The following is a 23,200-nucleotide window of genomic DNA, read 5'->3' as shown; positions in this document are numbered from 1 at the left end:
ATTTTTTTCTCCTTAAATTCTCTAAAATTCCCAATAAAATCGTTTCTGGTCTGCTTTTTCACTGCAACCAAGGCTGTGGTAAAATTCATGGGCTGATGAGCGGGAAATGCCTGAATTAATCCGAATTCCTGTGTAGCCTGCTGCTTTTCCCTCTTCACGCAAAGCTTGCATCAGCGCTCTGCCATGTCCCTGCCCTTGAAAATCCTGAGCGACGGCCAAAGCCAAGAGATTGAGCAAGGACGGAAAATAGAGACAGTCGTAGCTAGCAGCATGAGCGTAGCCTATGACCTGACCGTCTTCTTCAACTACCAAAATCAAATGCTGGTCATTCTCTAGTAACTTTTTCAGTTGAGCCTTCGTCGCTTCCCTATCGAAATCGTAGCCCAGACACTCATCATTGAGTCGCTGAATGGCTGCAGCATCTCTTAGTTTTACTTTACGAATCATCTGTCACCTCGTTCTTCTCTTTATTATAGCAGAAAAGCAGTCTCTTTGACTGCTTTCAATGAACTATTCTCCTATCTGTCCCTTCAACCAAGACTCCGCCTCTTCTAAAGGCTGGTCTGTTTGGATATCTGGCTGAATTGCCTCATTCTCATAAAGCTTGCCCGTGCGATCTAAGATACTCGAGGTAGTCAAGAGCAAAACCGCTCCATCATACAGTTGATAATAATTATTTCCCGTAGTATAGCTTGCCGTTGGCTGACCAAATATTTTGACGTTTTCCAGTCCCTTAAAAGCTAAAACAGTCATTTCTCCTGAGCTGCCTGTCTTCCCATTGATAAGGACGGCTATTTGCACTTTCTTTGCTTTCTCATCAGTCTGCTCCAGACCAAGCTGCTGAAGAATATCTAATCGAGAAACCGCGCTCTTGCTCCCATTTTTATAAACAAATTGGAAGAGGTCTTCATCAGGCAGAAGAGAGGACAGTCCAGCAATCATCGGATACATATTCCCGCCGGTATTATCTCTCAGATCCACAAGAACCGCCTGATAGTCATCCCTTTTAAGAGCTGCTGACAGTTTCTTGGCATAAGCCTTCGTTGCCTGTGCATCACCAGTGAAAGCAGGAACTTTTAAATAGAGAATTCCCTCCCGATTCTGCACTTCAGGCTGATTTTTGCTTTCTGGACTATTTTCGGGATTATCCTGTGGACTTAAAAAATAAGAATGCTTTCCGCCAGCCTCTTTGGTTAATTCTTCCAAGACGGGATAGGTATCTTGATAAGTCTTGGCTGATCCAAGCTTCTCTAAGGCTTTCTTTTTCTCATTTTCCCAATCTTTGCCCGTATAAAGACCGAAATCAAGCTTTTTCACAACCGAGCGGGCGTAGTCCTGCGGACTAGGTGGAAAAAGAAAAATTCCATAGTCTGGACCAAAGTAGGCCAGAAAACCTATTAAAAGAGCAAGCAAAACCAGTACTGTTCCCAAGCAACCTAAAAGGACTTTTTTCATAATTGCACAACCTTTCTTGTTAGGATTTCTGAGCTGATTATAGCAAAATAGAGACACGTTTTCCATGTCTCTACCTTACATTTATCATAGCTAATCTTACATTTTTGTAAGATGATTTCATTTAAATCTACAGTTGTTTATTTCCATCTCTCACTCTTAGAGAATGCAATCATTAAACCAGACCCAGCTAGAACTGCTAGAATAACAAGACAGATATTTTTCAGTGGATAGAGCCAGTCTTTATTTTCCTCATGCCAAGTTGTCTTCCAAAGCCGAACATAATCAGCATGCATATCTTCAGGCTGGTTCAGTTGGATATTGATCACAATCGCCAGTAAGATCAGGGCGATAAAAGCAAGGACAAAGAGCCAGATTTTCTTCTTTTGGCTTAGGTTAAGTTTTTTCATTCTTTTCTCCTTCTATTAGTTCAAATTCTATCTCTTTGTCTCCACTAACTTCTATACCTCTGAAAAACAAGACTATTCCAATAAAAATAGGTATTAAGAGAAAGAATCTGGGCTGAGTAAAAAACATAACAAATAATACTACACTTGACAAAATGCCTATTACCAATAATTGGCGAATGCTAAACCGTTTCATTTACCACACCTCTATTCCATTGGCCAATTTTTTAATAGGCTCTTTTGTTCTTACTTTTCCAATCAAGCTAAGTTTGCAACCTTTTTTATTTAGAAAAGATTCAAGTCGTTTCTTTCTATAATATTTTACAAGAAACATAGCAAGAACCATCGATCCTATTGCCACACCAATATTTACAAGACCAGTTCCGATATTCATTGGTCGATTTATTGGCCCAAAGAAAAAATTTAGCGGAATTATTTTTCTCAGCATTCTAGCCAAGATAAGACCTATGGAAGTTCCTGCAATAGCAGGTAGATTATTTGATTTGTTTAAAAATTCAGTATGCGGTATGAAAGAATAGGCTGTTTGATAAACCTTTCTAAAACAGCCACAGGACATCGTTCCATTTCTCTCCACGAGATATTCCTGTCCATTATCAGAAATTATTAAGAACCATCCGAGAAAAGCTTTCTTACCATTCAAAGAGATATTATAGCATCGGCCTTTTATACAATTTTTCTTCATAAAACTCTTTCTGCTTTGTTTATAGTTACCAAGTTCCTACACTTCATCTTCTCGACCAATCTCTACACCCTACTTCTCTTTTACAGCGATTTCTGAGTTTCTATAGCCATAGAAGGCATAGATGAGACTTCCCAGCGCTAGGGCAATTCCAAAGGCTTGCCAGGTTTCCTTGGTATACTGGGTCATGAAGGACAGGCAGATAATAATGGATAAAATCGGTGTCAGAGGTACTAGAGGTGTTTTGAATTCTCCAGCTTTGGGCATTCCTTGATCTTTCCGCAATTTCAAGACAGCCAGTGCCAATAAAATCAGATAGGCCAAGGTGCAGATATTGAGGAAAGAGGCGATGCTAGCTAAGGGGAAGATACCGGCACAGACAGCTGAGGCAATCCCTACCAGAATCGTTGCATTCTTTGGCACCCGACTGGTCTCTGTCAATTTCTTGAAAGAGCGAGGCAAGAGCCCATCACGTGCAATACTGTAAATCATCCGCGACAGGGCGTAGGTCATGGAGATGCAGACCGTAATCAGTGTCAAAATAGCGACGACAGAGATATAGTTAGCTGCCCAGCCAAGTCCGACGCTGCGCAGGGCAAAGGCCACCGCATCTGAAACATCCAGCTTGCTATAGTGGACAATCCCAGTCAAGACCAAGGTCACCAAAATATAGAGAATGGTCACAATGCTCAAGGATAAGACAATTCCGCGCGGAACGTTCTTTTGAGGCTCTTTGATTTCATCAACCGCCATAGAAATGGACTCAAAGCCTAGGAAAGCAAAAAACATGAGTGAAGCCCCAGCCATGATGCCGACCTTACCGCCATAAATTTCTCCAAAGCCAAATGGTGCAAAGTTAGACCAATTTTCTGGTTTGATGAAGAAAAATCCTGCAATGATAAAGAGCGCCAAGGCTGAGAATTTCAAGACCACCAAGGCTGAGTTGAAGCGCAGGGCTGCCTTTGAGTTCAGAAGGACAACTCCCGTAACAAAGGCCAATACCAGAATGGGCAGCAAGTCCACATAAGTACCTGCTTTTGGATTGAAGGTACCATTCAGGGCTGCTGGCAGCTGGATACCAAAGCCGCTCAGCAAGCCTTTCAGATAAGAGCCCCAGCCAGAGGCAACACCTGAGATAGCGGTCATGAACTCCATGATGGTCAGCCAGCCAGCCAGCCAAGCAGGAAATTCCCCCAGAACCGCATAAATATAACTGTAGGCTCCACCATTGGCCGGAATCCGTGAGGCAAACTCAGCGTAAAAAAGGGCCGAAATACTCACACAAAGCGCTGAAATGACAATCGAAACGGTCAGAGCAGGCCCAGCATATTTGGCTGCTCCAGTCCCTGTGATGGTGAAAATCCCAGTTCCTACCATGGCTCCAATACCAAGCAAAATCAGATCTGGAATTTTCAAGTGACGGCGCATGCCCGTTCTGTCCTTACTAGCATCTTTTTTTCTAAATATATTCATCTATTTTTATTCTCCTAATTGCATTAACGCCCTATTTTATCATATTTCCTCTCTTTTAGGAATCCTTCTCAGAAATTTACCGAGAAAAGAAAGGCTGAGAGAAATCTCAGCCTAAGTCTTTAAAATAGATGAAAGGTATATGATGCCTGTCTCTGCTATCACATAGCCACAATTTTGCGATAGCTGCGAGATGTGATGAGAAAGACACCGACATATACTGCAATAAACAGAGCGCAGACACCGAGAGTCACTACTAACATAAGTGTGGCATTCAGCACCCCTAAAGCAGATAAAATCAAGCTCAGCATGTGGTAGGCAAAAGCCAAATGAAGAAAGGCAAAGATTAGTGGTAGGAAGAAGACTATCAGAATCTGCCTACGAATCGTTTTCTTAATTTGTTTTTCGTCCAATCCAACCTTTTGTAAAATAACAAAGCCTTCTCGATCTTCATAGCCTTCAGAAATCTGCTTGTAGTAGATGATAAGAACAGTTCCAAGCATAAAAACGATTGATAGGAAAATTCCAATAAAGAACATACCGCCTAGCATTCCTTTTATTTCTTGCTTATCAAAGGCTGTCACAGAGCCATAAATAGCTTGATTTTCAGGTAAGGTGGTATTAAAACTGCTTAGCTTTTCTTGGTAGGCTTCTTTGAGTTTTCTCTGTTCTTCTTTTGAAAGCTTGAGATTTAATCCTCCATAATAGTTAACATTGACAGCGTAATCGTTCATCAATGAAGAAAAGATTTGACTCGGATTTTTAGCTACCATATAGATTTTTTCAGGCACTATCATATTCATCGGATCGGGTATATTACCGAAAACAAAATCTTCTTTTAATTTTCTCTTGATTTTTAAATTTTTATCAGCTAGCTGTAAATCTTTTTTGCTATCTAGTTCCAGTCCTTGCTCAAATATGGCTACTTCATCATCTTTAAGCTGAAGATTTTGACCCGTCATTCCTTGATAATCACTCTCAGAAATGGCCAAAATATAAAGATTTGGAGTGAATGATTTCTGTCCCTTAGAATAAATATCTAGCTGATTACCAGTTCGACCGCTAACTCCTATCGTATAATACTGGTAAATAACTTTTTTACTAATCTGCAGCTGCTGCTCTTGAACAAACTCTGTCAAAGCTTGGTCCAGCACCTCACCTGTTACTTCTTTTCCTTGGATACTGAAATCATGCGGGAACATGGCATTCTGCATATAATCACCACCAGCATAAATGTTGGCTCCACCAGACAAGGTAACCAAAACCATTGTCGACAAAATAGAAATCGTCGCTAAACCGATTGCATTTTTCTTCATTCGAAAAATTAGATTAGATACCGAAATCATGTTATCAGGCTGATAATAAAATGTCTTCCTCTTTTTCAAAAATTGTAAGAAAACAGTCGTCCCTGCATTGAAAAGTAGATAAGTCCCTAGAATAACAAAAAGTACTGCTACGAAGAAAATGATAATGGCTGCCATCGGATTAGATACACCTAAAGCAAGATAATAGCCAAAAACGAGAGAAGACATACCAATAATAGTTTGCAAGAGTAAAAAGCGACTCTTTTTCTCCCCGCTATTTTTTTCTTTGACTAATTGCAGAGCATCAAACTTTCTTAAGTAAAAGCCATTTTTGATCAGCAAGCAGAAAAATACAAAAGCATAGAATATGATAATCAATACCATTACAAAAGGTTGAAAGGTCGAAACCAGAACCACCTTGGTACCCATGAGCTTGAGCAAAAAGGCATAAATCAGCTGGTCAAAGAGAAGACCTATAGTCAGCCCCAAGCATACAGCCACTAGCCCGAAGATTAGCAGCTCAATAAAGGTCATAACAAAGAGATGACTCTTATTAAGACCTAGCATACCATAAAGCCCTAGCTCCTTGGAGCGATTCTTCATAACAAATTGATTGGCATAAAAGACAATAATTCCAGCTGTGATGTTTACAATAACAACCCCTAGGACCAAAACGAGGATAACAGAGCTGGCACCTGTCATTTTGGATAGATTGGGATTAAAAGCCAAGGAGTTGAAAATATAAGAAATGGCTACAGCCACACAGGTAGCCAGTGCAAAAGGATAATAGAGACGGCGGTTCTTAATCAGATTGGATACCGCCAATTTTGCTGCTAATCGAAACACTAGTCCTTCACCTCACTTGCCATAACTGTCAGAGTGTCAGAAATCTCTTGGAACATCTGCCGCTCAGTCTTGTCACCGCGGAAGATTTGATTATAAAGGATCCCATCCTTGATAAAGAGTACCCGCTTGGCGCGGCTAGCCGCTGCAGTTGAGTGGGTTACCATGAGAATTGTCTGACCGCGTGCATTGATATCGTCAAAAACATCCAGCAGGGCTGCCGAAGACTTGGAATCCAAGGCTCCCGTCGGCTCATCCGCCAACAAAATTTCAGGATCTGTGATAATTGCCCGAGCTACTGCAACCCGTTGCTTCTGGCCACCGGAAATCTCATAAGGAAACTTCTCTTGCAGCTTGTTAATCCCCAGTTCGTTGCAGGTCGTGACCAGCTTTTGCATCATCTCGGTAATGGGACGGCGAGAGAGGACCAGAGGCAGGAGAATATTATCCTTGACCGACAGGGTATCCAGCAGGTTGAAATCCTGAAAGACAAAGCCTAATTTCTCTCGGCGGAAGCTGGAAGCTTGGCTGTTTTTGATGGTTGCTGTGTCAGTTCCATTGAGAAAGACGCGGCCCTCTGTTGGCTTGTCTAGCATGGCTAGGATGTTGAGTAGGGTGGATTTCCCAGAACCTGACTCCCCCATGATGGCGACATATTCGCCTTTTTCTACCGTAAAGTGAATGTCTTTCAATGCCTCTACTTGGCTGCCCTGAAAGCGGGTTTTATAAATTTTTTTCACGTGTTGTACGTCTAATAATGTCATACTCGAACCTCTTCTTTATTTAACTTGATACTACTATCATACCGGAAAGACAGACAAGTTTCCATAACCTAATCTTTCATTTTGCCCGCCAATCTTACATTTTTGTCATCTTGTGCTCCAAGTCGGATAAAGAGAAAAGTCAACTGACCTTTCTCTTACCCTTGAATAATGGAATCTCTCAGTGACTGTACTGCAGCCAGAAATAATATTGACTGGAAGCACAGCCTAGACGAGTCTTCTCGATTTCTTCCTTGGAAATCTTTTGAGCTTTAGGTTTACTTTGGCGATGGTTAAAAAAATTGATTTTCATAGCGGGCCTCCTTCTTGAAATCTGATTATTAGTTTGGAAGATAGTTATCTTCTTTTTCTTTACACTTATAGGATACCGAATTCCCAGACTAGCTGCCATAAGATAACCTTTCATTTTAGCCTTTAAACTTACATTTTTGTCACTTAGAAAAAATAGTTTTCGATTGCCCTTAAACTGCGTCAATAGGCCTAAATTCAACGATACCTATCGGCTTCTTTCGTCAAGAATAAAAAACCGGAATTTGTTTCCGGTTTTCATAATATATTTCCTCAATTTAAAGATATAGTAGTTTTCTTTCCAGAGGAGGTTCAGGCTTCTGTCAATACTATCTTGAATAGGCTATTCTTACTGCCCTTCATCCCCATATTTACCAGTATGAAGGTGGGTAATACTGTCATGACCAGGGAGAGGAGGCAGCCCACCAGAGTCCTTACGGCTGAACACTTCAAGCAAGCCCGGTGTCAATTGAGAATTTTTCAACTGCTCAGGGCTAATCTCATGGACAATTTCTGCTCCTTGTCCCGTCTGTATTTTATAGCCAAACAGCGGGTCAATCAAGGTACCACGGCCGATTGCAACCAAATCCGCAGCCGTATTCTCAATAGCAGCTTCTGCATCTTCCTGACTAAAGACACCACCGATTGTAATCAGTTTAGTTTGCTCATCCATTACTTCCTTAAAATGAGCTGCATAGGTCTTGTCTGATCCTGCAGGTTTTGAAGCATAGCCAGTCAAAAGCGACAAATGGATGTAGTCTAGTTCGTGCTTGACCAGCTCCTTGACCAAAAGCTTGGCTTCTTCATAAGTATAGCCCACTTGACCTTCATGGATTTCATCTGGACTAATCCGATAGCCAATAATAAAATCTTCTGGCGCATACTTGGCCGCAGCACGCTTCACTTCCTTGACTACTGCCAAAGGAAAGGCCATATGTTTTTCCAAAGTTCCGCCCCATCTGTCCTGACGAACATTGGATGTGCTAGAAAAGAATTGCTGCAGCAGATAGTGGTTGGCACCATGGATTTCCACTCCTGAAAAACCAGCTTGAACTGCACGTTTGACTGCTCGACCAAAATCCTTGATAATTTCAAGGATTTCTTCATCGGTCAATTCTCTCACCGGATATGGCAGAAAAGAAAAATCTAAGGCACTTGGAGCCAATACTTCCTCACCCTTCAAAGCACGGCCGGAAGCTGCTATCCCACCATGATGAAGCTGCAAAATCGCTTTATTGCCATCTTTTTGAAGGGCAGCAGCTAATTTTCTCTCCCCTTCAATGTGGTCATCAGAGTAAATACCTAATTGAACTGGGTAACCAGTCTGGTAACAAGGCCCTCCTGATGGACTGACATAATGAAATTCAGTAATCAAAAGACTGGCTGCCTGAGAGCGTGCTCCGTAGTATCGCAAAGTATCATCAGACACAAATCCTCCTTCTAAGCCACTGAAAGTATACATAGGGGACAGCACCAAACGGTTGGTTAATTTGGCACCGTGACGCAATTGAATCGGGTCTATAATTTGTTTAGACATAGTAAAAATATCCTTTCTTCTTTGACAACTATTATAGAAGATTCAGAGGCAAAAACAAGGGCTTTTCAGTAAGTGGTATTAACCATCAGGTATCCGGTAAGAAAACGATGGTCAGTTGCATAAAAAAACAAGCGTCAATGTTCATTGACACTTGCTTTCTGTTTTATTTTTTGAAACGGATTCCGAAATAAACCCCACAACCAACTATGATAATCAAGCCTATGGCAAGTAGCGTAAAGCTGATTTCTGTACCTGTGAAAGGCAGAATTTTCTTCGTCTTTCCCTTATCTACAGGTTTATCTTGGTCTTTTTCTATTGGTTTATCTTGATTTGATTTTTTCGGATCTGGTTCATCTGTTTTTTTAGACGGATCCTTGTCTGGGCCAGTCGGTTTCGTTTGGTCAGTTACGACTAACTTTCCACCCTTGTATTCTACTGTATTTCCATTGGCATTTACGACTGTTACTGTGCCATCGAGATTCACTTGGAACACGATGTCGGTAACAGCTAGATAACCGGTTGGGGCTGCAGCTTCATGGAAGGTATATACTCCAGGAGCTAATCCAAGCTCATGCGATGTATTTGCTTCTGAAGTCCATTTCGCTACAGGATTGCCAGTTGCCTCTTTGCCTTGGAAAATTTGAATCTCTGCACCAGCAATTTCAGTACCGCCAAGGTTGACCTTACTAAAGGTCACCTTACGTGGAAGATCATCGTCTTTATCGGTTACAGTCACTTTGGAACCATCGGTTACAACCTTGTTGTCTTCACCCTTGGAGTCTTTCTCGCCAACGTTTGTCACTTCCACTGTGCCGTCTTGTTTGACTTGGAAAGTGATGTCGGTTACTTTGAGGTAACCGGTTGGGGCTGCTTCCTCATGGAAGGTGTAAGTACCTGGAGTCAAGTTCAATTCTTTAGACTTACCAGCTTCAGATGTCCAGCTTTCTACTGCTTGGCCTTCTGCCTTGTTGCCCTTGTAGATCTTGATTTGAGCTCCTGCGATTTCTGTACCACCAAGGTTTACTTTACTGAAAGTAATCGCTTTGGGACTATCATCGTCTTTATCCGTTACTGTAACAGTTGAGCCGTTGGTTACGACCTTGTTCTCTTCACCCTTGGAGTCTTTCTCTCCGACATTGGTCACTTCCACCGTTCCATCATGTTTGACTTGGAATGTGATGTCCGTTACTTTGAGGTAACCCGTTGGAGCCGCTTCCTCATGGAAGGTATAAGTGCCAGGTGCCAAGTTGATGTCCTTAGACTTACCTGCTTCGGATGTCCAGCTTTCGACTGCGTTTCCTTCAGCTTTCTCGCCCTTGTAAATCTTGATCTCAGCACCGGCGATTTCAGCACCACCGAGGTTGACTTTGCTGAATGTCACCTTACGTGGGAGATCATCGTCCTTGTCGGTAATAGTTACTGTTGAACCATTGGTTGCAACGGTGTTAGCTTCGCCCTTAGCGTCTTTTTCTCCTACGCTAGTCACTTCCACTGTACCGTCATACTTGACTTGGAATGTGATGTCGGTAACCTTAAGGTAACCGGTTGGGGCTGCCTCCTCATGGAAGGTGTAAGTGCCAGGTACTAAATTTATATCCTTAGACTTACCAGCTTCAGAAGTCCAGCTTTCGACTGCTGTGCCTTTAACCTTGTTGCCCTTGTAGATCTTGATTTGAGCTCCTGCGATTTCTGTACCACCAAGGTTTACTTTACTGAAAGTAATCGCTTTGGGACTGTCATCGTCTTTATCGGTTACAGTTAGAGTTGCACCATTCGCTACAACACGGTTGTCTTCACCCTTAGAGTCTTTCTCTCCGACATTGGTCACTTCTACTGTTCCGTCAGTTTTCACTTTGAAAGTGATGTCGGTCACTTTGAGGTAGCCTGTTGGAGCGGCTTCCTCATGGAAGGTATAAGTACCAGGTGCTAAGTTGATGTCTTTAGACTTACCAGCTTCGGATGTCCAGCTTTCAACTGCATCGCCTTCAGCTTTCTCGCCCTTGTAAATCTTGATCTCAGCACCGGCAATTTCAGTACCGCCAAGGTTGACCTTACTGAAGGTCACCTTACGTGGGAGATCATCGTCCTTGTCAGTCACTGCAACAGTTGAACCGTTTGTCGCTACGGTGTTAGCTTGGCCCTTAGCGTCCTTCTCACCAACATTGGTCACTTCCACTGTGCCGTCATGTTTGACTTGGAAGGTGATATCCGTTACTTTGAGGTAGCCCGTTGGAGCGGCTTCCTCATGGAAGGTATAAGTACCGGGTGCTAAGTTGATGTCCTTAGACTTACCAGCTTCGGATGTCCAGCTTTCTACTGCTTGGCCTTCAGCTTTTTCGCCCTTGTAAATCTTGATTTGAGCACCGGCAATCTCAGTACCGCCTAGGTTTACTTTACTGAAAGTCACCTTACGCGGGAGATCATCATCCTTATCGGTTACTGTAACAGTCGAACCATTTGTCGCAACGGTGTTAGTTTCGCCCTTAGAGTCTTTCTCGCCAACATTGGTCACTTCCACTGTACCATCATGCTTGACTTGGAAGGTGATGTCGGTCACTTTGAGGTAGCCTGTTGGAGCGGCTTCCTCATGGAAAGTATAAGTACCTGGAGTCAAGTTTAATTCTTTAGACTTACCAGCTTCAGAAGTCCAGCTTTCGACTGCTTGCCCTTCTGCCTTATCGCCCTTGTAGATCTTGATCTCGGCACCGGCAATTTCAGTACCACCTAGGTTAACCTTACTAAAGGTAATCTTACGCGGTAGGTCATCATCTTTGTCAGTCACCGTAACAGTTGAACCATTAGTTGCAACGGTGTTAGATTCACCCTTAGCGTCTTTCTCGCCAACATTAGTCACTTCCACTGTGCCATCTGTTTTGACTTGGAAGGTGATATCAGTAACTTTAAGGTAACCCGTTGGAGCTGCTTCCTCATGGAAGGTATAAGTACCTGGTGCCAAGTTGATGTCCTTAGACTGATTAGCTTCAGATGTCCAGCTTTCTACTGCTTGGCCTTCAGCTTTGTCTCCCTTGTAGATCTTAATCTCTGCACCAGCAATCTCAGTACCACCTAAGTTGACCTTACTGAAAGTAATAGCCTTAAGACTATTGTCCTCTTTATCGGTTACAGTAAGAACCAAGCCATTTGCTTCAACAGAATCTGTTGCTCCTTTAGCATCAACTGTAATGGTGCCATCAGAATGAACTGTGAATTTAATATCTTCTACAGCTACAAATCCAGCAGGAGCAAGGCTCTCTTTCAGAGAATAAGTTCCTGGAGCTAATTTTACTACCTTAGATGCGTTGGCTTCGGATGTCCACTCTGCAAGAGGCTTAGCTTCAGGACGAATCTGACTGCCTTTGTAGAGTTTCAATTTCGCACCAGGAATTTCCTTCCCGTTTGGATCTACTTTCTTGATCGTCACATCTCGTTCTGAGTCGTCATCCTTGTCTGTTACCTTCAAGATTGCTCCGTCAGTCACAACCTTATTGTTTTCTCCTTTGGAGTCTTTCTCGCCGACATTGGTCACTTCCACTGTGCCGTCATGTTTGACTTGGAAAGTGATGTCGGTTACTTTCAGGTAACCAGTTGGAGCTGCTTCCTCATGGAAAGTGTAAATACCAGGCTCCAAATTGATTGCTTTAGACTGATTAGCTTCAGAAGTCCAGCTTTCAACAGCTTGACCCTGCGCTTTGTTGCCCTTGAAAATCTTAATTTGAGCACCAGCAATCTCAGTACCGCCTAGGTTAACCTTACTGAAGGTAATAGCTTTAGGACTATTGTCCTCCTTGTCGGTAATCGTCAGAATTGAGCCTGCTGCTTGAACAGTATCTTCTGCTCCTTTTTTCACAAGAGCAACAGTGCCATTAGCACCTACTGTAAATGTGATGTCTTCTACATATTGATAACCAGCAGGAGCATTCGCTTCAGTCAGTGTATAGGTTCCTGGAGACAATTTTATCACTTTAGAAGTATTTTCTTCTGAAGTCCAGTCTGCAACAGGAGCTTCTTCCTGGTCAACATGATCACCTTTATAGATTTTCAGTTGCGCACCAGGAATTTCTTTCCCGTTTGGATCTACTTTTTTGAAAGTTACATCCTGCTCGGTTACCGTCTTCTTATTGACGATCTCGCGTGATACAGATTTGTCTGTTCCAAAATCCTGGGAACCAATCTTAATTTCCTCAGTTAATTTATCATATCCTGTAGGAGGAGTCACTTCACGGATGGTATAATCATCGCGCAACAAGTCACCCAAGTTGGCATTCCCGTTAGAATCTGTGGTTAATTTTCCGACAACTGCTCCGCTCCGATCACGAACAACTTCAAATTCTGCACCTTGCAGGTTCTCACCATTTTCATTAACCTTATGAAGCTTAATAGTGAAAACATAGCCTTCTCCAACACCGCCGGCAATCTGATAAGAGCGATTTTCAGCTGATGTCGTTGTTTGACCACCGTTATAGGTCATGGTAGCACTATTGGAAACACGCTCACCATCAACAAGATCGTAATCTGCTTTTGTCTTATAGTCCAGCAAATACCCGAAACCATCCATGTCGCCAAGATCAATCGTGAATCCATCACCAGCGGCATTTTCCGTAATTTTTGATTGGAAATTAGCTGTCACGTCTTCTGTTGAATCCCGCACCCAATCTCCATTATTCCAGCGCCAAGCAATTTTATAGACCCGAATTGAGTCTCTCATGATTTTAAAATTAGGCGAGGTAATTTTGTCAGTTATCGTTACATCGGTATAATGCTCCATATTGCGGTTAATCGCAATATTGTAATGAACCTCATTCTTACCGTCTTCTGCTGCCTGATAAGAGCTCTTCTCAATTTTTGAGTCATATCTTTTGGGTGGTCCATTATAATGGACGATTCCCGGATACAACATCCGACCTCCTACGGTAAATCCACCATTCAAGTCACCTTCTTGTCTCACAACATCATGGTCAACTCGTGCATAGAAGAAGAATTCTCCTTGGACACCAGACTTTTGCTCAACATAATTTGTATAGGTCAAAGTAATGGTCTTGTTGGTTGAATCCAAAAATCCATTTGCCACTACATTATCCGAGCTGTCTTTAAGCTCAATAGCTGAAGAGTTCCCAAATGCATACTCAGAAGGCAAGGTAATTTTTGTCGTATCTCCTTGATGTACTTGGTTATCCGGCAAGACAAACTTTGCGTAAACTCGAAAAGTTTCCCAAATATCAATTCCCTGCGTCAAATCACCACCTGAAGAATTCTTCAGGCTCATCTCAGTGATAACATCACCAAACTCAGCTGCTTGCACCTGAGTAAGAGGAGCTACTGATGGCAAAATGACTCCTAAACAAAGAATAATAAGGTGGAGCAATGCTCTAATCCTTTTGTTCATGCAATTTTCCTTTCTCACAATATTCAGTTTTAAATGTACAATGTAATTGTATACTAACTGAGCTTCCCCATCTTGTCAGTGCCCGCTTTCTAGAAAGCGAACATTTATAGATACATTACATCTACATTTTATCATACTATAAGAAAAATGGCTATACACAAAAGAAGATTTTTTTAACATTTGTTTACCTTTTTGTCATTTAGAAAAGGTGGACGATTTGCATGGTTCGTTTGCAAATCAGACCACTATTGCTAGGGTCAATTGCGTCTGACAATCAATGTCCTCAATAACATAGAAAAACCGAAAACAAAGTCCGGTTCTTCTGATTTATTTCCTAAACGTCAGGGCATAAAATTTTCCATCCCAGAGGAGTTTCAACTCCTTCTCCTTAACCCCTGCCGGTATAGCGGCCTCAATTTCTCCTAAATCAACAGTAGCGTCCTTAAAATAGTTCTTGCTGAAGTGATTCTTCTTATATTGCTGGTCCACATAGTCTGCCGTCTCGTCTGAAATCATAATTTTAGTCCCTGGCTTAGCTACCCGCAGCATTTCCTGCATGGCCTTGGCCTTATCGCTAAAGAAATTAATCCCGCCGATATGATAGACGATGTCAAAGCTATTATCCTCAAAGGGCAGGTCTTCTGCACAAGCATGAAAGAGCTGCAGATTTGTTTTCTTGGCGCAGGATTTCTGGCATTTTTTCAGCATGCCTATGGAAATATCTGCCCCGACAAAGTCTAGGCTTTTCAGGTCAATATTCTCAGGAATGTAGCGTAGGTCGTGACCTGTTCCGATAGAGACATAAAGAACTGACAAATTGTCCTTCCATTCTATTTCTGCCATCAGATCCCTTCTTAGCTTGTCAATTGCCTTGCCATGGAGAAGTGGCCCTATCCATTTTTCACCAAAGTCATACCAGCGAGCCAAGCGATTGTACATGGTCATATACTTGGCATTGTCCCCTGAGACATAGTCCGAATTCAGCGCCAGATAGATGTCTCCATCTTTTTGAAAATCCGCTAACTTCAAACCTGGCTTCAGCTTCTCTTGTATTTTTGTATCTGTCATATCTTCTGTCTCCTTTTTCTATTTGCCAATTATTATAGAGGATTCTGAGACAAAAACAAGAGTTTTTCCGTAAGTGGCTGCCCAGCATGAGTAACTGGAAGAAATTGCTCAGTAAGCTGCAAAAAAACTAGACAAAAAATGTGCAAACAAAAGAAGATAAAGCATTCTGCTCTATCTTCTCTTTATTTATTTGCTCAGTCGAGTCTTATGGTAAAGTCCTAAAAGAGTCAGGACTACTAGACCAGCAAGAACTAGTCCAAGACTTTCAGCAGAGCCAGTCGCAGGAAGAACTTTTTTAGATTTTCCTTGACCATCAGCTATTTTATCAGAATCAGATGATTGATTTGGCTTAATACCACCTTGAACTGCTTTATCAGGGGTACCAGGTTCAGCTGGTGCTGCTTGGTCAGTAATGAATAACTTACCATCTGTATATTCTACAGCATTGCTATTAGCGTCTAGAACTGTTACAGTGCCATCTTCATTGACTTGGAAGACAATATCAGTCACAGCCAGATAACCTGTCGGAGCCGCTTCCTCATGGAAGGTGTAAACACCTGGCTCTAGGTTAATTTCTTTAGATTTGTCAGCTTCTGAAGTCCAAGATGCGACAGTGCTGCCCTTGCTTTCCCGTCCCTTGAAAATTTGAATCTGTGCACCGGCAATTTCCTCACCAGCTAGATTGACCTTGCTGAACGTTACCTGTTTATTTGTTGGAGTTTGAGCTTGTTTATTGACTACATTGACTGCAACCAATCTGCTGTCTCCAGAGTCTCCAGAGGCAGGACTGCCTACGTTCAAAGTCTTACCAAAATCCGTCGGACTGATGGTAATATCCTCTGTCAGGCGGTCATAACCAGCTGGGGCAGTCGTTTCACGCAGGATATAAGTGTCGCGCAGAAGATTACCAACTTCCGCGTTCCCATCTGCATCTGTCGTGATTGTGCCAACCACCTTATTGGTCGCTTTCCGCACCACTTCAAAGACTGCACCGCTCAGAGAGGCATTAGACTCATCTGTCTTGTGAACCTTAACCTTGAAATTATAGCCTTCGGACTTTCCTCCAGCAATCTGATAAGAGTACTCGTTGGTGACAGATACTGTCTCGGTATTGTTGTAGTTCATAGTAGCCCTATTTCCTACAACCTCTCCATCAGCCAAATCGTAGTCAGCTAGTGTTTTGTACTCAAGCAGGTAGCCGAAGCCTTCTACATCTCCGAAGTTGATTGTCAAGCTATCGCCTTCAGCGCCAAAGGTCATTTTAGACTGGAAGTCTGCTGTTACGTCTTCAGTCGAATCACGCGCCCAATCTCCATTATTCCAGCGCCAAGAAACCTTATAAACCCGTACAGAGTCTTGAACAATCTTAGCGTTTGTATCACCCAACTTGTCCGTCACAGAGACATTTTTGTAGTTGCCCATGTTGCGGTTAATGGCTATATTGTAGCGGATTTCATTCTTAGCATCAGCATCCCACTGAAAAGCACTCTTTTCTAGCAGAGACTCATACTTTTTCGGAGGTCCATTATAGTGAATGCTGCCGGCCGGAATCCTATTATTGCCTACAGTGAAAGTAGCTGGAATATCCCTTTCCTCTGTGACGACCTCGTGGTCAATCCGCGAATAAAAGAAAAACTCGCCTCTGACACTGGACTTCTGCTCCACATAGTCTGTGTATGTCAGCGTGATGGTCTTGGCATTGCTATCCAGGACTCCATTAGCCACCAGGGCTCCGTTTTCATCCTTGAGCTCAATAGCTGAGGAATTCCCAAAGGTAAATTCGTTCGGCAAATGAATCACTGTCGTATCACCCGCATGGGCTTGGTTGTCCGGCAGGGCAAACTTAGCATAGACTCGGAAGGTCTGCCAGATATCTACACCATTGGTCAGCTGCTTACCAGAGTTAGTGGTCAGGTGCATCTCAGTGATGACATCATTGAGCTCCGCCGCATGAGCCTTAAGGGTTCCGGCTAGGAAAGGCAGGAACACTCCTAGACAGAGAATGATGAGCTGAAACCATACTCTCAGTTTTTTATTCATGCAATCTTCCTTTCTCACAAGTAAAATTTGTTTAAAAGTACAGCGTATTGGCCAGCCAGTCGAACACGTTCTTTTCATGTTTTTCTGCCTTTTTGACAAACACTGGAAAGACAATACTAATTCATTGTACCATATTGACTATTAAAAAACTATAGGAATGCTCACAGGGTTTTAGCATAAAAAGGAGAAAAAAGACGCTAAGCCTTCTCTCTCCTATTGATACGCAAAACAGGTCAAAAGATGACCTAAAAATCATTGAACAAATTATGCTCTTCTATTTTGACAAAAAAGTCAATCTTTCTGTGACGCACTGGAAGTTGCGTCTACCTGATTCTGATCTGTTTCTTCTTGTTTGGAAGAATTTCTTTCCGTCTTATTTGAAGTGTCGGGCTCTTTCTGTACATGCCTGCAGGCCGTTAGGATAAAGACAGAAATCAGAGCCAGAAACAAGCTCCCAATTTTCTCGAACCTAGGCATACGAGTCCTCCATTTATGCGAAGCTTGATGAGACTAGCACTTCGCCAAAAATGCCTGCACAGTCTTGACATCTTCTGGACTACCGCCTCGGTCAATATCACAGATATGCTTGAGCCCATATTTTTCGATAATCAAGGCAGTCGCTCCGCAGAAGGTCCGGCCGTGTTTAACAGAGTCGCCATTGTTAACAAAACCTTTAATCAGCCCAGGATGTTTCTTGATAAAGCGTTTGGTAGACCAAGGAATTTTCCCAGCACCAGCATTTCGAGTAATGAGAATACAAGGCTCTTCCAGTTTCTCCTTGATGGTCTGGGTCGGATAGCCCAGTGATTCTGCAAATCGTTTACCAACACCAGTATTTGAATCATAAACTACAATCATCTTCATCACCTACTTTCTTAAAAAAAGAATAGCAAACCAAGCCGCAAAGCCTAAAACCACAACATCTGAGATGAGCATAAGCATGAACTCCAAATCTGGCATTATGTGAATGTAAATCAACAATGACAAAGTTGTCAAAGCCAGTGCCGCCAGCTTAGCAACTGCTGGCAAGCCCGGAATCAAAGCTGCTCCGATTAGGACAAGGATGAGACCTCCGACTAAAAATGACTGAAAATCCACACTCAAACTGAAACCAACTGTCACACCACCGTAGCCAATGGTCAAAAGACCAATCGCGACCAGACAGATACCTAAAATAGCCAATCCGCTCATGGCAAATCCTCCTTGCTTATTCATTCTTTTCCTCACTTTCTGTTTTTGAATGAACAGTTCCTAATATTCATTCAAAACTTTCTAAAAAAATAATTCACTTTATACTTATCCAATCACATTTCTTGAATACCTTCCAATTCCTATTCGCACTACATAAGACATCACCTCCTTTGTTAATGAATGAATCTCCTTAAATATTCATTCACTTCAGCTTCTAAGTAAAGGAATTTCCTCTATTTGGAAAAAATTCCCTTAACAAAATATTTCACTAAAGTCTCAAGACTATCGAAGTAGCCTGAAAATTCCTGCTCTGTGACATGCATGTCTATGTAGTAAATCAAGTCATAAACCTTCATGATCTCAGCTATTTTCTCCTTCGAAAACCCCTCTTCCTGCAAGCGCTGGCTGAAGGTCTGAATCAGAAACTGATGAAAGGCATTGGATCCTCGGCCGGAATCCTGATTATAGTAATCGTGCAGAATATGAGAAATGCCCGGCTTGTTCCACTCAGCCAAAATTTTATTGGGTGAAATCAACTCAAAAGTGACTGCAAAAAGTTGTTCAACGATTGCCTCGGGCTCGCCCTGCCAGTCTACGCGTTGCATGATTTCCTCACGTATACGGCTATTTTCAGCTACATAAACCTCCAAGAAGATAGCTTCCTTAGACTCATAATACTTGTAAAAGGATCCGACAGCCATCTGACTTCTCTTAGCAATATCAGAAATTCCAGCTGCCTTATAGCCTTTTTCTGCAAAGACTTCTCTAGCCGCAGCCAGGAGCTCATTTTTTTTATCCATTTCCATGCCTCTTTTGTGAATGAATTTATTTTTATGTTCATTCATATTTTAACACAATCTTGCCACTTGTCAAGCATTTATGTTATACTATACAAAAAAAGATAGTTTGGTAATCAAATTATCTTTTAGAATATATTTTGGAGGTTGAGCTATGCTCAAGGAAAGACGAAACCAGGGTACCATCGCCCTACTGGTAATTTCTCTTATTTTTCTAGTTGTTGCTGCAGTGATGGGCTTTATCCAATACCAAAAAGTCAACACCAAGACTGCCTATGACCGAAATAGCGAGTCTGGAGCAGATTCAGCAGTCTATGCTGAAGTGTCATATATTTTCCCAGAGGCCCTGATTGAAGTAGAAGATAATACTCAAGTTTGGCTGGTTGCCTACCAAGACGGATATGTTGGTCTGCAGGCTAAAAAAGGGGACAAGCAGATTGCCCAGCTCTTGGAAAAAGAGAAGAGTGGAGAGCTAGAAAAAAATCCTGTCCGAATTGTTGGCTCCTACGTTAATGCTAACTCCCCTAAGAAGAATCAGGGATATATTTCTAATTATGGCAGCCTCGTTCGCGGTCTCCTAGCAGACAATCCCGAAGTCATCACAGTAATGTCAAGCAGCTCCTATATCTCTATCACTGAATTTGAATCTGACAATCTTGCATTCATGTTCTATATTCTGTTTTTGATTGGACTCAGTGCTTTCTTTGTCGTTATAGGAATTATCGGCCGCAAGAAAAATATCGCTGCCTACGAAGAAATCTATGCAGCCTATCCAGAGACCAAAGATAATCTCAATATCCTGCTTGAGCAAGCTTCTTTCCACGACGATGTGCTGAAAATTGCTGTTTATAAAGACCATCTCATTACCTACTATCGAGGTTTCAAGGCGATTGATCTCAAACAGGTCATCCATCTCTACCACCACATTCTTACCATGCATCGCGGCTTCGTTGCTTCAAACAGAAACTCAACCTTAGTTGCTATTCGAAACAATCAAAAGAAATACCAAATGCCTATTAAGAACATTGGTAAAACAACAGATACCAAACTCCAGTCAACCTTTGACTATCTCTACAACCACTTCCCTCATATCAGATTGGGAGTGTAATAGCACATAAAACTCAAGCTAGAAAATTTAGCTTGAGTTTTTTAGATATAAAAAACAGGAGCAGGATATAGTCCAGCTCCATTTGTTTTTATGATATGCTTGTCAGAACGTTTTTCAGTAGATTAGTTGCCTTCTTTTTCCTTTCTGCGCTTGGCCAAGGCACTGTTAATCTTCTTGGTCTTAAGATTTGTATCCAAGTAACGAAAGAGCCATACAAAGAGATAAATCAGAATAAAATTAAACCAGAAATGCCAGCTGGCAATTAAAAATCCCCAGTTATTATAGACCATGAAACAGCATACTAAGACTGCGACAGCGACGAAATGCAGTAAAATCGAGACTGAAAAAGAGAATCGGTCTTCAAGAGTTTTTAACATTGAACTGATAATCCCAATCAAGCCGCTCATCACCATGACACTGATGATATTACTTGTTGTGGGCGGATTTTTTTGAATAGAGAGAGCAAGGACAATCAGATAGACTGCACTCCCCCTCTGGATGCCCATCAATATAGCGTGTAGACATTTTTTTATACTCATCACTTACCTCCTAGATTCCCAGATATTCCATCAAGAGCTTGACATAGCGACGGCTGACTTCGGTTTTGATTTGATTAGTCAGCTTGGCCGTCATATTGCCAGAAAAGCTGTCAGACAAAGACTCCAGATGGTCAATATTGATGACAGCATGCCGGGAAACCTGGATAAAGTTCGAGCTGCTAATCCGCTGCTGAAAGCGAGTCAAGGTCTCTGTCGTCTGGTAAATGCCTTCTCTGCTGTAAATCATCAACGTTGTCTGGTTGATGTCTGCTAGGATAATATCTTCAGTCTTCAGCATGACCAGCTTATCGTCCGACTTGATAGGCAGGACGCCACTTGGCCCTGCCTTGTACTGTTCTAAATAATCTAAGATGGCCTTGGCTTCTGCCCCTAGCTGGTCTGCCTTGACCACAACCAGCGGATCCTTGGAAGAAATAGTCGGATCTGTTTCAAATTTTGCTTGCAAGAGGAAGCTCCCTATTCACATTCTATTGTAGTTTCAGCCGGCGGATGGCAATCATATTTTGCACCATCCAAATAAGCGCTATTGCAACTAAAACTATTCCAACTATATAGAAAGTTTCTGTCCTTGTCAAGAGCTCCTGCCATTCAATGCGAATTCCCATTGTTTTTTCAAAAGCTGCTTGTGACTGGCTGCTATTAGCAAAAGTATCTGCTAGACTTTCTTTCATGAGAACCTGTCTGAAAAGAGATGCCATGTAGTTAGAAGGCGTAAGCATCATCAGGTTTTGCGCCATATTCGGCAAGGTTCCAATGGGGATATAGGTACCCACTAGAAAACCAGAAGTTGCTCCGACTACTGTTGCCAATTTCCCTAAACTATCCACTGATTTGAAGCATTGAACAATCAGAGCATTTATCAGTGTGGCCAAGAGGCTGTTTAAGAGCATCAGAAGAACCAGGTAAGGAAAGATTCCCCACTCAAAGGAAATGTTATCCGCCAGCGTAAAATAGCTGAGCATAAAGGCAAACATAGTGACCTGCATCAAAAAGCCGATAATAACAGAGCTGACAAGATAACTAAGCTGCAAGCCCCATGGTCCCAAGTCTGTGATAAAGAGGTCGTCTGTCACCTTCCGCTCCCGGTCTTCGACCTGCCGGGAGAAAGCTGCCAATGTGGTCGTTAATCCTGTAACTGCCAACACGCCGCCAATCAGCCACAAGTCCATCAGCTGGCTGGAATGGTCTTTGTAATTATTTTTCAAAAAAACGATATAAAGCATAAAGGGAATAATTGCTCCGAAGAGGGACAAAATTACCCCACTGCGGTTGCGGAAATAAAGTAAAAAATTACGTTTTATCAAAGCGAGCATATTAGCGTACCTCTCTTCCTGTCAGTGCCATAAAGGCATCGTCCATGGTTCCGGGTTGGAATTCAAATTGTTCAATATAGGGACCAGCCTGAGCCAATAAGGTCAGAGCTTCTTGAGTCGTTTTAGGGTGGAGGATAAATTCCCCTTCCTTGACTTGCTCCCAAGCGCAGCCTCTTGGCAAGCTTTTCTCTAAACTTGCTGCATCTTGACTTAAAATCCGTAAGACATTGCGGGCATAGTTTCCCTTAATCTGGTCTGCAGAGCCTTGGGCAATGACCTGACCATGATCTACGATATAGATCTTATCTGCATCATCAGCTTCATTGAGATAGTGGGTTGTCAAGACAATGGTCATCTGCTCTTCTTTCTGAATCTGCTTGAGCAGGCTCCAGATACTCTCCCGAGTCTGAATGTCCAGGCCTGTCGTAGGCTCATCTAGAAAAAGCAGGTCGGGACTATTGAGCAGGGCTCGAGCAATGTCCACCCGACGCTTTTGGCCGCCAGATAGCGTTCCATAAGGCTGCTTGACAAAGGCTGACAAGCCTAGCTGAGAGACCAAGCGCTCAATTCTACCTGCCGTCATCTCCTTGTACTGCTTGGCCCTGATAGTCAGATTTTCCAAAACTGTCAGCCGGGCGTCCAACACACTGTTTTGGAAAACCACACCCAACTTAAGCTTTTCAGCATAGCAAATCTGCCCGGATGTCGGCCGCAAGAGACCTATCAACATCTGAATAGTCGTAGACTTTCCTGCACCATTAGGGCCTAGAATAGCTGTAAAACTGCCTCTCTCAATCTGAATATTCAGATCATTAACTGCAACTTGATCGCCATAAACCTTGCTAAGATTTTTCGTTTCTACTAACATGATCTTTTCTCCTTTTCTTTACTTCTGAGACTATGATAGCAAGTCTTTTTTGAAAAATCTCGGCTTTTTGGACAAGCGGTAAAATGAAG

General features: G+C 42.4%; 21 protein-coding genes. 1 reads left to right on the top strand and 20 read right to left on the bottom strand.

Features of this window, described 5'->3' with window-relative positions:
- Window positions 1-21: 21 nt before the first annotated feature.
- From J1C91_RS03585 to J1C91_RS03510, 16 genes are all read right to left on the bottom strand, one after another.
- On the bottom strand, window positions 22-447 hold the full coding sequence (locus J1C91_RS03585) for a GNAT family N-acetyltransferase (protein ID WP_125438189.1): 426 nt from the start codon (window positions 445-447) through the stop codon (window positions 22-24).
- A gap of 63 nt (window positions 448-510) precedes the next feature.
- Window positions 511-1,521, bottom strand: a complete 1,011-nt coding sequence (locus tag J1C91_RS03580; RefSeq protein ID WP_125438192.1) for a S41 family peptidase — start codon at window positions 1,519-1,521, stop codon at window positions 511-513.
- A gap of 71 nt (window positions 1,522-1,592) precedes the next feature.
- Window positions 1,593-1,862: a hypothetical protein gene (locus tag J1C91_RS03575; RefSeq protein WP_002899854.1), complete on the bottom strand. Its 270-nt coding sequence runs from the start codon at window positions 1,860-1,862 to the stop codon at window positions 1,593-1,595.
- 193 nt (window positions 1,863-2,055) lie between these two features.
- On the bottom strand, window positions 2,056-2,562 hold the full coding sequence (locus tag J1C91_RS03570) for a hypothetical protein (RefSeq protein WP_125342352.1): 507 nt from the start codon (window positions 2,560-2,562) through the stop codon (window positions 2,056-2,058).
- A 69-nt stretch (window positions 2,563-2,631) separates the two neighbouring features.
- Window positions 2,632-4,032 (bottom strand): amino acid permease, encoded by a 1,401-nt coding sequence (locus J1C91_RS03565; protein WP_125438195.1) that lies wholly within the window; start codon window positions 4,030-4,032, stop codon window positions 2,632-2,634.
- A gap of 158 nt (window positions 4,033-4,190) precedes the next feature.
- On the bottom strand, window positions 4,191-6,179 hold the full coding sequence (locus J1C91_RS03560) for an ABC transporter permease (protein ID WP_125438198.1): 1,989 nt from the start codon (window positions 6,177-6,179) through the stop codon (window positions 4,191-4,193).
- Window positions 6,179-6,940 carry an ABC transporter ATP-binding protein gene (locus tag J1C91_RS03555; protein WP_002894797.1) on the bottom strand — a complete coding sequence of 254 codons (762 nt, stop codon included), beginning with the start codon at window positions 6,938-6,940 and terminating at the stop codon, window positions 6,179-6,181. Before J1C91_RS03555 ends, J1C91_RS03560 begins: the two co-directional genes overlap by 1 nt.
- Before the next feature lie 178 nt (window positions 6,941-7,118).
- Window positions 7,119-7,250, bottom strand: a complete 132-nt coding sequence (locus tag J1C91_RS03550; protein ID WP_260467419.1) for a hypothetical protein — start codon at window positions 7,248-7,250, stop codon at window positions 7,119-7,121.
- Between the two features lie 345 nt (window positions 7,251-7,595).
- Complete coding sequence (locus J1C91_RS03545) at window positions 7,596-8,783, bottom strand: NADH-dependent flavin oxidoreductase (protein ID WP_125438201.1); 1,188 nt, start codon at window positions 8,781-8,783, stop codon at window positions 7,596-7,598.
- Window positions 8,784-8,946: 163 nt separating this feature from the next.
- Window positions 8,947-14,166, bottom strand: a complete 5,220-nt coding sequence (locus J1C91_RS03540) for a SpaA isopeptide-forming pilin-related protein (RefSeq protein WP_427151640.1) — start codon at window positions 14,164-14,166, stop codon at window positions 8,947-8,949.
- A gap of 327 nt (window positions 14,167-14,493) precedes the next feature.
- Window positions 14,494-15,234, bottom strand: a complete 741-nt coding sequence (locus tag J1C91_RS03535) for a class I SAM-dependent methyltransferase (RefSeq protein ID WP_002909212.1) — start codon at window positions 15,232-15,234, stop codon at window positions 14,494-14,496.
- 186 nt (window positions 15,235-15,420) lie between these two features.
- The gene (locus tag J1C91_RS03530; RefSeq protein ID WP_002909211.1) at window positions 15,421-17,274 is read right to left on the bottom strand and encodes a SpaA isopeptide-forming pilin-related protein; all 1,854 of its coding nucleotides are present in this window, start codon (window positions 17,272-17,274) and stop codon (window positions 15,421-15,423) included.
- A gap of 291 nt (window positions 17,275-17,565) precedes the next feature.
- Window positions 17,566-17,751 carry a hypothetical protein gene (locus J1C91_RS03525; RefSeq protein WP_002909210.1) on the bottom strand — a complete coding sequence of 62 codons (186 nt, stop codon included), beginning with the start codon at window positions 17,749-17,751 and terminating at the stop codon, window positions 17,566-17,568.
- A gap of 33 nt (window positions 17,752-17,784) precedes the next feature.
- Window positions 17,785-18,141 (bottom strand): class Ib ribonucleoside-diphosphate reductase assembly flavoprotein NrdI, encoded by a 357-nt coding sequence (locus J1C91_RS03520; RefSeq protein ID WP_002909209.1) that lies wholly within the window; start codon window positions 18,139-18,141, stop codon window positions 17,785-17,787.
- Complete coding sequence (locus tag J1C91_RS03515) at window positions 18,142-18,489, bottom strand: hypothetical protein (protein ID WP_002909208.1); 348 nt, start codon at window positions 18,487-18,489, stop codon at window positions 18,142-18,144.
- Window positions 18,490-18,698: 209 nt separating this feature from the next.
- Window positions 18,699-19,310 carry a TetR/AcrR family transcriptional regulator gene (locus tag J1C91_RS03510; RefSeq protein ID WP_002909206.1) on the bottom strand — a complete coding sequence of 204 codons (612 nt, stop codon included), beginning with the start codon at window positions 19,308-19,310 and terminating at the stop codon, window positions 18,699-18,701.
- A 106-nt stretch (window positions 19,311-19,416) separates the two neighbouring features.
- On the opposite strand from J1C91_RS03510, the gene J1C91_RS03505 reads away from it, so the two are divergent.
- Window positions 19,417-20,370 (top strand): hypothetical protein, encoded by a 954-nt coding sequence (locus J1C91_RS03505; RefSeq protein WP_002909205.1) that lies wholly within the window; start codon window positions 19,417-19,419, stop codon window positions 20,368-20,370.
- Between the two features lie 122 nt (window positions 20,371-20,492).
- Here J1C91_RS03505 and J1C91_RS03500 read toward each other — a convergent pair whose 3' ends face one another.
- Genes J1C91_RS03500 through J1C91_RS03485 form a run of 4 tightly spaced genes read right to left on the bottom strand, consistent with a single transcriptional unit; the run spans window position 20,493 to window position 23,111 of the window.
- A complete protein-coding gene (locus J1C91_RS03500) occupies window positions 20,493-20,909 on the bottom strand; it encodes a DUF3021 domain-containing protein (protein ID WP_002909204.1) in 417 nt (138 codons plus the stop codon).
- A gap of 10 nt (window positions 20,910-20,919) precedes the next feature.
- A complete protein-coding gene (locus J1C91_RS03495; RefSeq protein ID WP_002909203.1) occupies window positions 20,920-21,375 on the bottom strand; it encodes a LytTR family DNA-binding domain-containing protein in 456 nt (151 codons plus the stop codon).
- 22 nt (window positions 21,376-21,397) lie between these two features.
- Window positions 21,398-22,243, bottom strand: a complete 846-nt coding sequence (locus J1C91_RS03490; protein WP_002909202.1) for an ABC transporter permease — start codon at window positions 22,241-22,243, stop codon at window positions 21,398-21,400.
- Window position 22,244: 1 nt separating this feature from the next.
- Window positions 22,245-23,111 carry an ABC transporter ATP-binding protein gene (locus tag J1C91_RS03485; protein WP_002909201.1) on the bottom strand — a complete coding sequence of 289 codons (867 nt, stop codon included), beginning with the start codon at window positions 23,109-23,111 and terminating at the stop codon, window positions 22,245-22,247.
- Window positions 23,112-23,200 lie beyond the last annotated feature (89 nt).

This window comes from Streptococcus sanguinis (assembly GCF_050222175.1).
GTDB lineage: Bacteria > Bacillota > Bacilli > Lactobacillales > Streptococcaceae > Streptococcus > Streptococcus sanguinis_M.
The sequence above is the reverse complement of the archived record's forward strand: the minus strand, read 5'-3'. Positions and strand labels throughout refer to the sequence as shown.

Coding starts and splice junctions, on each gene's coding strand:
- J1C91_RS03585 (WP_125438189.1), bottom strand. CDS start 447: ATGATTCGTAAAGTAAAACTAAGAGATGCTGCAGCCATTCAGCGACTC.
- J1C91_RS03580 (WP_125438192.1), bottom strand. CDS start 1,521: ATGGAAAACGTGTCTCTATTTTGCTATAATCAGCTCAGAAATCCTAAC.
- J1C91_RS03575 (WP_002899854.1), bottom strand. CDS start 1,862: ATGAAAAAACTTAACCTAAGCCAAAAGAAGAAAATCTGGCTCTTTGTC.
- J1C91_RS03570 (WP_125342352.1), bottom strand. CDS start 2,562: ATGAAGAAAAATTGTATAAAAGGCCGATGCTATAATATCTCTTTGAAT.
- J1C91_RS03565 (WP_125438195.1), bottom strand. CDS start 4,032: ATGAATATATTTAGAAAAAAAGATGCTAGTAAGGACAGAACGGGCATG.
- J1C91_RS03555 (WP_002894797.1), bottom strand. CDS start 6,940: ATGACATTATTAGACGTACAACACGTGAAAAAAATTTATAAAACCCGC.
- J1C91_RS03550 (WP_260467419.1), bottom strand. CDS start 7,250: ATGAAAATCAATTTTTTTAACCATCGCCAAAGTAAACCTAAAGCTCAA.
- J1C91_RS03545 (WP_125438201.1), bottom strand. CDS start 8,783: ATGTCTAAACAAATTATAGACCCGATTCAATTGCGTCACGGTGCCAAA.
- J1C91_RS03540 (WP_427151640.1), bottom strand. CDS start 14,166: ATGAACAAAAGGATTAGAGCATTGCTCCACCTTATTATTCTTTGTTTA.
- J1C91_RS03535 (WP_002909212.1), bottom strand. CDS start 15,234: ATGACAGATACAAAAATACAAGAGAAGCTGAAGCCAGGTTTGAAGTTA.
- J1C91_RS03530 (WP_002909211.1), bottom strand. CDS start 17,274: ATGAATAAAAAACTGAGAGTATGGTTTCAGCTCATCATTCTCTGTCTA.
- J1C91_RS03525 (WP_002909210.1), bottom strand. CDS start 17,751: ATGCCTAGGTTCGAGAAAATTGGGAGCTTGTTTCTGGCTCTGATTTCT.
- J1C91_RS03515 (WP_002909208.1), bottom strand. CDS start 18,489: ATGAATAAGCAAGGAGGATTTGCCATGAGCGGATTGGCTATTTTAGGT.
- J1C91_RS03510 (WP_002909206.1), bottom strand. CDS start 19,310: ATGAATGAACATAAAAATAAATTCATTCACAAAAGAGGCATGGAAATG.
- J1C91_RS03505 (WP_002909205.1), top strand. CDS start 19,417: ATGCTCAAGGAAAGACGAAACCAGGGTACCATCGCCCTACTGGTAATT.
- J1C91_RS03500 (WP_002909204.1), bottom strand. CDS start 20,909: ATGAGTATAAAAAAATGTCTACACGCTATATTGATGGGCATCCAGAGG.
- J1C91_RS03490 (WP_002909202.1), bottom strand. CDS start 22,243: ATGCTCGCTTTGATAAAACGTAATTTTTTACTTTATTTCCGCAACCGC.
- J1C91_RS03485 (WP_002909201.1), bottom strand. CDS start 23,111: ATGTTAGTAGAAACGAAAAATCTTAGCAAGGTTTATGGCGATCAAGTT.